Here is a 237-nt window from a genome sequence, read left to right as displayed (position 1 = left end):
AACGGCACGACCAGCGCCGACCCCAACAGATATTTTGAGAACTACACGTCGGACGCGCCGCAGCGCGACCTGTACAGCGACCCGACGCAGACGTCCACCAACATTGATGTGAAGGGCCAGACGGAGCTTACGGAATCGGATCTCGGGCAAACCGCCCGCGAGACCTACGTCAACAACCCGGCCGGCACACTCAGCTACGACTCCGACATCATGAAGCGCAGCGACGAGAGACGGAAA

The 237-nt window shown here is 60.8% G+C and carries 1 pseudogene; it reads left to right on the top strand.

Annotated elements, in window-relative coordinates:
• Positions 1-237 (top strand): annotated as a pseudogene (locus KVT28_RS26780) (hypothetical protein); the annotation flags it as partial.

This window comes from Pantoea sp. GbtcB22, assembly GCF_019091025.1.
Lineage (GTDB): Bacteria > Pseudomonadota > Gammaproteobacteria > Enterobacterales > Enterobacteriaceae > Pantoea > Pantoea leporis.
The sequence above is the reverse complement of the archived record's forward strand: the minus strand, read 5'-3'. Positions and strand labels throughout refer to the sequence as shown.